This window comes from Micromonospora echinospora, assembly GCF_014203425.1.
Classification (GTDB): domain Bacteria; phylum Actinomycetota; class Actinomycetes; order Mycobacteriales; family Micromonosporaceae; genus Micromonospora; species Micromonospora echinospora_A.
In genome coordinates this window covers 859,178-868,393 of sequence record NZ_JACHJC010000001.1, presented here as the reverse complement: position 1 = coordinate 868,393, position 9,216 = coordinate 859,178, and the positions used below count along the sequence as shown (strand labels likewise).

9 protein-coding genes are annotated in these 9,216 nt (G+C 73.5%); 3 read left to right on the top strand and 6 right to left on the bottom strand.

Features of this window, described 5'->3' with window-relative positions; translation table 11 throughout:
* Positions 1–43 precede the first annotated feature (43 nt).
* Positions 44–505, bottom strand: coding sequence for a MarR family winged helix-turn-helix transcriptional regulator (locus FHU28_RS04165; RefSeq protein WP_184681058.1), 462 nt, complete (start codon positions 503–505; stop codon positions 44–46).
* A 93-nt stretch (positions 506–598) separates the two neighbouring features.
* Between FHU28_RS04165 and FHU28_RS04160 the strand changes: the two genes are divergently transcribed.
* Positions 599–1,690, top strand: a complete 1,092-nt coding sequence (locus FHU28_RS04160; RefSeq protein ID WP_184681046.1) for an epoxide hydrolase family protein — start codon at positions 599–601, stop codon at positions 1,688–1,690.
* A gap of 230 nt (positions 1,691–1,920) precedes the next feature.
* On the opposite strand, the gene FHU28_RS04155 is transcribed toward FHU28_RS04160, so the two are convergent.
* A complete protein-coding gene (locus FHU28_RS04155; RefSeq protein ID WP_064448468.1) occupies positions 1,921–2,385 on the bottom strand; it encodes a DIP1984 family protein in 465 nt (154 codons plus the stop codon).
* Positions 2,386–2,481: 96 nt separating this feature from the next.
* The gene (locus tag FHU28_RS04150; RefSeq protein WP_184681042.1) at positions 2,482–2,967 is read right to left on the bottom strand and encodes a carboxymuconolactone decarboxylase family protein; all 486 of its coding nucleotides are present in this window, start codon (positions 2,965–2,967) and stop codon (positions 2,482–2,484) included.
* Positions 2,968–3,133: 166 nt separating this feature from the next.
* Here FHU28_RS04150 and FHU28_RS04145 point away from each other — a divergent pair, with 166 nt between their 5' ends.
* A complete protein-coding gene (locus tag FHU28_RS04145) occupies positions 3,134–4,015 on the top strand; it encodes an RNA polymerase sigma-70 factor (protein ID WP_184681039.1) in 882 nt (293 codons plus the stop codon).
* A gap of 51 nt (positions 4,016–4,066) precedes the next feature.
* Here FHU28_RS04145 and FHU28_RS04140 read toward each other — a convergent pair whose 3' ends face one another.
* On the bottom strand, positions 4,067–4,840 hold the full coding sequence (locus tag FHU28_RS04140; RefSeq protein ID WP_184681037.1) for an SAM-dependent methyltransferase: 774 nt from the start codon (positions 4,838–4,840) through the stop codon (positions 4,067–4,069).
* A 115-nt stretch (positions 4,841–4,955) separates the two neighbouring features.
* Between FHU28_RS04140 and FHU28_RS04135 the strand changes: the two genes are divergently transcribed.
* Complete coding sequence (locus tag FHU28_RS04135; RefSeq protein ID WP_184681035.1) at positions 4,956–5,438, top strand: hypothetical protein; 483 nt, start codon at positions 4,956–4,958, stop codon at positions 5,436–5,438.
* Here the strand turns inward: FHU28_RS04135 and FHU28_RS04130 are convergent.
* Together FHU28_RS04130 and FHU28_RS04125 are read right to left on the bottom strand one after the other, a co-directional pair.
* Entirely contained in the window at positions 5,411–7,786 is a 2,376-nt protein-coding gene (locus tag FHU28_RS04130; protein WP_184681033.1) for a glycoside hydrolase family 65 protein, read from the bottom strand. The two genes, FHU28_RS04135 and FHU28_RS04130, sit on opposite strands and share 28 nt — an antisense overlap.
* A gap of 109 nt (positions 7,787–7,895) precedes the next feature.
* Complete coding sequence (locus FHU28_RS04125) at positions 7,896–8,672, bottom strand: prepilin peptidase (RefSeq protein ID WP_184681031.1); 777 nt, start codon at positions 8,670–8,672, stop codon at positions 7,896–7,898.
* Positions 8,673–9,216 lie beyond the last annotated feature (544 nt).

The window sequence follows — 9,216 nt, the reverse complement described above, 5'->3', positions numbered from 1 at the left end:
TATAGGTAGAGGGTGGAGCGACCGGGGCGCGAAGGCCGGACGATCAGACGGACAGGCGGGTGTGGTGGGCCAGCACCCGCGCCAGCAGCCGGGTCAGGTCAGCGCGCTCGTCCGGCGTCAGCGGCGCGAGCAGCTCGTCCTGGACGGCGGCGAGGCGCTTCTCCAGCCGCCGCAACTGCCGCCGCCCGGCGGCGGTGATGGTGACGACGTTGCGCCGCCGGTCGGCCGGGTCCGGGGCGCGGACAACGAACTCCCGCTCGGCGAGTTCGTTGAGTGCGGCCACCACGTCGCTGACGTGGATGCCGCTGCGCCGGCCCAGGGCTGCCTGGCTGGCCGGGCCGAACTCGTCGAGCGTGGCGAGCAGCCGGAAGTGGTAACCGCGGGCGTCGGCCGCCGCCAGCCCGTCGGCGACCAGCCGGCCGGCGCGTACGGCGGTCTGGGTGATCAGCCAGCTCGGCAGGCCGGCCAGGCGGGTCGGTACGAGGTCCGGCTCCGGGTTCTCCACGTGCCCAGCCTATCCGGAAACGTTGGCGTCCCCAATGATTCGCGCTACCGTTGGCCCCCCTAACGTTTGTGCGACCAACGAAGGACGGCAGCCGTGATCGAACCGTTCCGTGTCCACGTCCCCCAGGCCGACCTCGACGACCTGGCCGACCGCCTCGCCCGCACCCGCTGGCCCGACGAGCTACCAGGCGCCGACTGGGACTACGGCATCCCGCTGGCCCGCGTACGCGAGCTGGCCGAACGCTGGCGCACCACGTACGACTGGCGGGCGGCCGAAGCCGAGCTGAACCGGTATCCGCAGTTCACCACCATCATCGACGGGCAGAGCGTCCACTTCCTGCACGTACGGGCCGCCGACCCGGACGCGCTGCCGCTGATCCTCACCCACGGCTGGCCCGGCTCGATCGTGGAGTTCCTCGACGTGCTCGGCCCGTTGTCCGAGCAGTTCCACCTGGTCGTACCGTCGATCCCCGGATTCGGCTTCTCCGGCCCGACCCGGGAACGCGGCTGGGACGTCGACCGGGTCGCCCGCGCCTGGGCCGAGCTGATGCGCCGGCTCGGCTACCGGCGGTACGGCGCCCAGGGCGGCGACTGGGGCTCGGTGATCTCCACCCGGCTCGGCGGCATCGACCCGGAACACGTCGTCGGCGTGCACCTCAACTACCTGCCCACGCCCCCGCCGCCCGGGTGGACCGGCGAGGCCGGCCTGTCCGACGAGGACCGGGACCGGCTCGCCCGGATCATGCGGCTCAAGACGCAGCGGCACCCGCACCAGGTGCTCTACGCCAGCCGCCCGCAGACCGTCTCGTACGCACTGCACGACTCACCCGTCGGGCAGCTCGCGTGGATCGCCGAGAAGCTCACCGAGTGGGCCGACCCGCGCTCCACTGTCAGCGTGGATCGCATCCTCACCGACGTCTCGGTCTACTGGTTCACCGGCACCGCCGCGTCGTCGGCGCGGCTGGTGCGGGAGAGCGCGTTCGGTGGACCGCCCGCGCCCTGCCCGCCGCCGGTCGGGGTAGCCGTGTTCGCGCACGACATCACCCGGTCCGTCCGCCCGATCGCCGAGCTGACGTACACGATCCGGCAGTGGAGCGAGTTCGACCGGGGCGGCCACTTCGCCGCGCTGGAGGTGCCGGACCTGTTCGTCGACGACGTCCGGTCGTTCTTCTGGAACCTGCGATGACGCCTGGGACGAGTCGCGGAAGTCCCCTGTCCCACCCTCACCGTCGTGGATCTGCACCTGGTGGTGTGCCGTGCCCTGTGCGCCGTCACCTGTGTCCCGTGCTGGGCATGCGTTGTGTGCCGGGGAGTCGAACCCCTGCGCCTGCCCTCGGCGCGCCAGGAGTGAGCCGGATTGCCCGCCGGCTCTCGGGGCGTGCACGCCTCCACGTCGGCTACCTGCTCCGCGACTCGTCAGTCCAGCAGATCGACCTCCCAGTTCGTCCGCTGGATCGTGGTGTCCACCTCGCGGATCTGCCGGGCCAGCTCGTCGGCCTGCCGGCGCAGCTCCGCCACCGGCAACGCCGGGACCATCTTCAGCTCCGACCGGAGCTGACGGTAGCCGCGCTGGCCCTCGCCCGCGGCGGCGTCCGCTGCCGCGGTGACCACGCCGTGCCGCAGGCGCAGCACGTCGCGACGCGCGAGCGCGTCGGTCAGGGTGCCACCGTCCACGACAGTCGCGGCGTTCGTACGGTTGATCCGCCGAATCAGCGTCTCCAGCTCACCGAGCACCCCGGCCGCCTCGACGAGCAGCGCCGAGGCGTCCTCGGCGGGCGTCTCGCCCTCCTGGTAGCGGGCGCTCGCGGTGATGCGGGCACGGAGCTGTTCGGCGCGTCGCGCCGCATCCGCCCGCAGCGCAAGGGCCTCCGCAATCTTCATGGCGAGCAGTATGGCCACCGGGGAGCACGGGTGTCGCCGCGTTTTCCGGCGACGGTCCGGCCCGGGACAACCCGGGCCGGACCACCGCCGCGGCGTTCAGCTCATCGCCGCCGCGAACATCCCCGGCTCGTACGAGCCGCCGCGCTGGTGCACGAGCACCGCGAACCGGTTCGCCGCGTTGATCAGCCCGAGCAGGCAGACGAGCGCGGCGATCTGGTCGTCGTCGTAGTGCTCGCGCACCTGCGCCCACGTCTCGTCGGACACGCCCTGATGGGCGTCGGCGAGCCGGGTGCCCTCCTCGGCGAACGCCAGCGCCGCCTGCTCGGCGTCGGTGAACACTGTCGACTCGCGCCAGGCGGCGACCAGGTTCAGCCGGACCGCGCTCTCGCCCCCGGCCACCGCCTCCTTGGTGTGCATGTCGATGCACCAGCCGCAGCCGTTGATCTGGCTGGCCCGCAGCGACACCAGCTCCTGGACGGTGCGGGGCAGCGACGACTGGTGGATCACCAGGCCCGCGCCGGCGAAGCGCTTCATGAACGTCATGGCGACCTGGTTGTCGAACAGGTTGAATCGGGTCTGCATGGTGGCGACCTCTCTGCTGGCGTGGTGTCGGACGAACACGAGATGTCGCCGGCTCGCCCGGCGTGACGGCGGGGCCGGGTGAGGACCACCACAGCGACCCGATGTCACACGGCGGCGGCGGGCGGCGTCTGGTGGGGAGCGCAGCCGGACAGTGGAGGAGCCAGCCATGGCGGACCAGGCCACCGAGGACTTTCTCGCGCACCGAAACCTGCTCTTCACCGTCGCGTACGAGATGCTCGGCTCGGCGGCCGACGCGGAGGACGTGGTGCAGGAGACCTGGCTGCGCTGGGCCGGCGTCGACCTCGGCGAGGTGCGGGACCGGCGCGCCTACCTGGTGCGGATCACCACCCGCCAGGCGCTGTCCCGGCTGCGCACACTGGGCCGGCGCAAGGAGTCGTACGTCGGGTCGTGGCTGCCCGAGCCGCTGCTCACCGCGCCCGACGTCGCAGACGACGTGGCGCTGGCCGAGAGCGTGTCGATGGCGATGCTGCTGGTGCTGGAGACGCTCACACCGACCGAGCGGGCCGTGTTCGTGCTGCGTGAGGTGTTCGACGTCGGCTACGACGAGATCGCCGAGACGGTCGAGCGGACTCCCGTCGCCGTGCGGCAGATCGCGCACCGGGCGCGGGCCCACGTCGCGGCGCGCCGCCCCCGGCGTACCGTCCCGGCGGCCGAGGCCCGCGACGCCCTGGAGGCGTTCCGGCGGGCGGTCGAGACCGGCGACCTGGACGGGCTGCTCCGCGTCCTGGCCCCGGACGCGGTGCTGGTCGGCGACGGCGGCGGGATCAAGCAGGCGCTCGCCCGTCCGGTCACCGGCGGCGACAAGGTGGCCCGGCTGCTGGCCGGCGGATGGCACCGGATCGCGGCGGTGGCGTCGATGGAGCCGGTGCAGGTCAACGGCTACCCGGCGCTGCTGGTACGCCTCGACGGCGAGCTGGACACCGTCGTCGCGGTACGCCTCGACGACGGCCGGATCAGCGGCCTCTACGCGGTGCGCAACCCGGAGAAGCTGTCCCGCATGACCCGGGAAACGACGCTGCGCCGGTGAGCACGCGATCGTGCGACGATCGCCGGAGGAACTGCGCTGGACCGACCGCCCTCAGCGGCGCACGCCCACCCCGCCGTACCCGTGCGACACCGCGGCCTGCGGCTCGCCGTCGGGCCGCCACTGGGCCACCTTGACCAGGCCCGGTTCGACAAGCTCGTACCCGTCGAGGAAGCGGGCCACCTGGTCGCGGGTGCGGGGCACCAGCGGTGAGCTGCTGCGGCGGTAGATCGCGGTGCCCTGCTCGGTGGGCAGCGTCGGCAGGCCGTCCAGCGTGAGGTGGGACAGCGCGAGCACGCTGCCCGGCACGGTGGCGTCGCGCAGCGTCGCCACCGCCGCGTACGGGTCGTCGGCGTCCGGCACGAAGTGCAGCACCGCGAGCAGCAGCACCGCCACCGGCTCGGTCAGGTCGATGGTGGCCCGCAGCGTCGGATCGGCCAGCAACTCATCGGGGCGCCGCAGGTCACCCCGGAGCACCACGGTGCGGCCGTCGACGGGCAGCAGCCGCCGGGCGTACGCGACCGCCACCTCGTCGTGGTCGACGTAGACCACCCGGGCGTCGGGGCGGATCGCGCGGACCACCTCGTGCACGTTGCCCTGCGTGGGCAGGCCGGCGCCGATGTCGAGGAACTGACGTATGCCCTGCTCGGCGGCCCAGCGCACGACCCGGCGCAGGAACGCGCGGTTGCTCTGCGCGGCGACCCCGGTGTCCGGGAAGATCCTCAGGATCTCCTCGGCGGCGGCACGGTCGGCGGCGAAGTTGTGGCAGCCGCCCAGGTAGTAGTCGTACATCCGGGCGACATTGGGTCGGTTCTCAGCCTCCGTCACGCCTCGTTGTCTAGCACTCTGGGCGACACACCGCTGACCCGTCGTGTCGATGATCCGGCCGATCCCGCCGTCCACCTGGTACGACGGTGGGACACGCCGTCGCGAGGAGGTACCGATGACAGGTGGACGGGAGACAGTGGAGGTCGATCCGGTGGTGTTCCGCGCCGTCTACGACTCGCCCGCCTCGCTGCCGGGGCGGCACCGGTGGACCACCCCGGAGGCGGACGTGCGGCGGCTGGAGAAGCTGCTGAACATGCCGGCGCGCAGCATCGGCGCGCCGCTGTGGGTCAGCGGCGACGAGCCGGACTGCCCGAAGTGCGGGCGGCGGGCGACCTGGTACGACATCGTCGCGTCCGCGCTGCACGGCGTGCACGACCGCACGATGATCGCCCGGGTGATCCTCGGCGAACGCAAGTACGTGAACACCGAGGTGCCGGACGCGATCCCGGGTGTCCACTGTGCCGACTGCCGGACCCCGATCACCGGGTTGCGCAGCTTCAAGTGCCACAACTGGGCGTACGCGTTCGAGGCGCTGGAGGAGGTCGTCGCGCGGATGTCCGGCCTACCGGCTCAGTCGTCGTCGCCCGCCTCCTCCTGAGCGCGTCGTTCGGGACGGCGGCCCGGCGGGGCCTGCGGCTCCGGGCCGGGGTCGGGTGCCGGCGGCATCGGCCGGGTGACCGGCTCGTCGCCGGTGACCCGGAGCTGTTCGCCGTGGTGCCACAGCTCGACCGCGTCGCCCGGACCGGCGTCCGGCAGCTCGTAGCGGGCCTCCTGCCCGGTCAGCGTGACCCGCAGCCGGTGCCCGTGCCAACGCAGGTGGAACACCAGCCGGGTGATCCGCCCTGGTAGCCGCGGGTCGAAGGAGAGCACGCCCCGGTCGTCGCGCAGCCCGCCGAAGCCCTGCGCCACCACCAGCCAGGCGCCGGCCAGGGACGCCAGGTGCAGCCCGTCGGCGGTCTTGTCGCCCAGGTCGGCGAGGTCCTGCAACGCCGTCTCGGCGAACAGGTCGTACGCCAGGTCGAGGTGCCCGACCTCGGCGGCGAGGATCGCCTGCGCGGACGCCGACAGCGACGAGTCCCGGACGGTCCGCGCCTCGTAGTAGGCGACGTTGCGCGTCTTCTCCTCGGCGGTGAACTCCCCCGGGCAGCGCAGCATGGCCAGCACCAGGTCGGCCTGCTTGACCACCTGCTTGCGGTACAGCTCCTGGTAGGGGAAGTGCAGCAGCAGCGGGTAGTCGTCCTCGCCGGTGCCGGCGAAGTCCCACTCCGGCTGCGCTGTGAAACCGGCCGACTGCTCGTGCACGCCGCGCTTGCCGTCGTACGGGACGAACACCGCGTCGGCGGCGGCCCGCCAGCCGGCCACCTCGGCGGCGTCGACACCCAGCCGGGCGGCGACCTCCGGGCAGTGCTCGGCGGCGTCGGCGGCCCCACGCAGGTTGCGCCGCGCCATCAGGTTGGTGAAGACGTTGTCGTCGACCAGCGCGGAGTACTCGTCCGGCCCGGTGACGCCGGTCAGGTGGAACGCGCCGCCGTCGTCGAAGTGGCCGTAGCCGTGCCACAGCCGGGCGGTCTCGATCAGCACCTCGGCGCCGCACTCGGCGAGGAACGCGGTGTCGCCGGTGGCCGCCACGTACCGCAGGATCGCGTCCGCGATGTCCGCGTTGACGTGCAGGCCCGCGCTGCCGGCCGGCCAGTAGCCGGAGCACTCCCGGCCGCTGAGCGTCCGCCAGGGGTAGGTGGCGCCGGTCAGGCGCAGCTCGGCCGCGCGTTCCCGGGCCTCGGGCAGGTGGGCGTGCCGCCAGCGCAGCGCCGAGCGGGCCAGTTCCGGCCTCAGGTACGTCAGCACCGGCAGCACGTAGCCCTCGGTGTCCCAGAGCACGTGCCCGTCGTAGCCGTTGCCGGTCAGCCCCTTCGCCGGGATGGTCCGGTCACCGTCGGCGCGCCCCGACTGGAGCAGGTGGAACACGGAGAACCGCACCGCGAGTTGCAGCTCTGGATCGCCGTCCAGCTCGACGTCGGCGGTGGCCCACGCGGCGTCCAGCGCGGCGCGCTGCTCGGCGAGCAGGGCGTCGAATCCGTCGGCCCGGGCCGCGTCCGCCTCCGCGACGACCAGGTCGGCCAGCTCACCGGGCGGCGTGCCGTCGACCTCCGCGCACTCGTACGCGGCGAACCGGGTGACCCGGATGTGCTCGCCGGGGCGTACCGGGCCGGACAGCGCCAGCCGGAACCGGTCGGCGGTCAGCTCGGTGTCGGTGGCGATCTCGTCCGGGGCCTCGACCCGGTTCGCGACGGCGACGGCGACCCGCTGGCCGCTGCGCCCGGTCCGGTGCACCAGCACACCGTCGAGGCCGTCGTGGCGGCGGACCTCGCCGGTGAGCGGATCGTGGATCACCGAGGCGGCCCGGGGGTCGTCGGCGCGTTCCGGCACCCGCTGGTTGGCGAGCAGGTCGGCGCCGACCCGCAGCCGGACCGGCTCGTCCAGCGGCTCGACCGCCCAGTCGACGGCGGCGACCGGACGACGGGTCAGCGAGACCACCCGGGTGCTGCGGACGCGGACGCCCCGGCCGCCCGGCGAGATCCACTCGGTCTCCCGGCGGACCACGCCGGCGCGCAGGTCCAGCTCCTGGTGGTGCCGCCGGATCGTGCCGGTACGCAGGTCGAGCGGCTCGTCGTCGACCCAGAGCCGGATCAGGGCGGCGTTCGGGGCGCTGATCACCGTGTCGCTGCGCTCCGGGAAGGCGTATCCGCTCTCCGGGTAGCTCAGCTCGTGCTGCTCGTGGAACCCGTTGAGGTAGCTGCCCGGCATGCCACACGGCTCGCCCTCGTCGAGCGTCCCGCGCCAGCCCACCCAGCCGTTCGCCAGCGCGAAGACCGACTCGGTCTCACCCAGCCGGTCCAGGTCCGCGCTGGTGCGCCGGATCCGCCAACCGTCGTCGCCGTGCGACACGTGCCCTCCCGAGTCCGAAGCCTGGACCGCCACCGAACCAGACCCGGCTGGGAGGCGGCTGGGACTCCGATACCCGTGGCGAACCCCGCCCGCACCTGCGGGTGGCCGATCACACGGTGACGAGCACCAGCGTGGCGGCGGTGCCGAGCACCAGGAACGGCCCGAACGGCAGGTGCCCGGTCCAGCGGACCCGCCGGGCGGCGAGCAGCGCCACCCCGGCCAGCCCGGCGAGGACGAGCGCGAGCACGAGACCGGCCACCAGCACCGGCCAGCCGTACCAGCCGAGCAGCGCGCCCGCGCCGAGGGCCAGCTTGGCGTCGCCGAGACCGAAACCGCGCCGCCCGAGCAGCAGTGTGGTCGCGGCGAAGCCGCCGCCGAGCGCCAGAGCGGCGACTGTGGCGCGGATCCACGGGTCCGCGCCCGGGCCAGTAAGCGCGGCGACCCCGAGCAGCGCCCACGCTCCGGCCGCGGCCGGCCAGGTGAGCCGGTCGGGCAGCCGGTGCGCCATCGCGTCCACGATCGTCATCGGTACCGCCCAGAGCAGCCACCAGGCGAGCGCCAGCCGCGCGGCGGCCGCGCCGCCGGTGAGCACCGGCACGGCCACCGCGAGCAGCAACGCCACCTCGATCACTGCGGGGGCCGCGCCGATCCGGGCCCGGCAGACCGGGCAGCGGGCGCCGGGCCCGAGCGCCGGCAGTGGCCGGTCCAGCCCGATCGGGGCGGCGCAGCCGTCGCAGGCCGCGCGGTCCGGAGAATCCGGGGGTACGGCGTAACGCGCCACCGCCAGCCGGAGCAGCGGTACGACCGCGAGGGCGGCAAGCAGCCGGACGACCGGACGGCGGACCTCGGCCACCGGTCCGGTACGCCGCACCCGTTCAGCGGTCACGCCGGCTCCCCCGTTCAGTTGCCCACGGTTCCGTCGTGGAGCACGCAGAGTGATTCTTGGTCCGTCCACGTGTGACGGGTGAGACCCGGACCGGCGTGCGGCGCGACGCGCGGCGGGCCGGAGCGCACCGAGACCCCGGCCCGGGTGGACGACGGGACGGATCGGACGAGCGGCACGCTCCCCACCCATACCGACGGCTCGTCGCCACCGGCGCGGCGCGTACGGGTGAGCACACGCCCGCCGGGCCGGAGCCCACCGGAAGCCCGCTCGTCATCGTGACGACACACACCGGCCACCACCTCCCGTCTTCACTCACCGTGTTCACGTGAATTGCCTCTGTTGCATCGGCGGACGTGAGCTTATGCTCGCCCCTTGGGTACGACGCAACCCCCGATCAATTGGCGTCGGAGGAGTCAGGGCACGAGTCCGCAGCAATCAGTACAGGTCAATACCAGTGGTGGCGACGGGGACCCGGAGTGACAGTTCCGGGTGCGCTTCCGCATGCCCGGAGCGGGTCGGCGTGATCGCCCCGGGCCGGCACGAG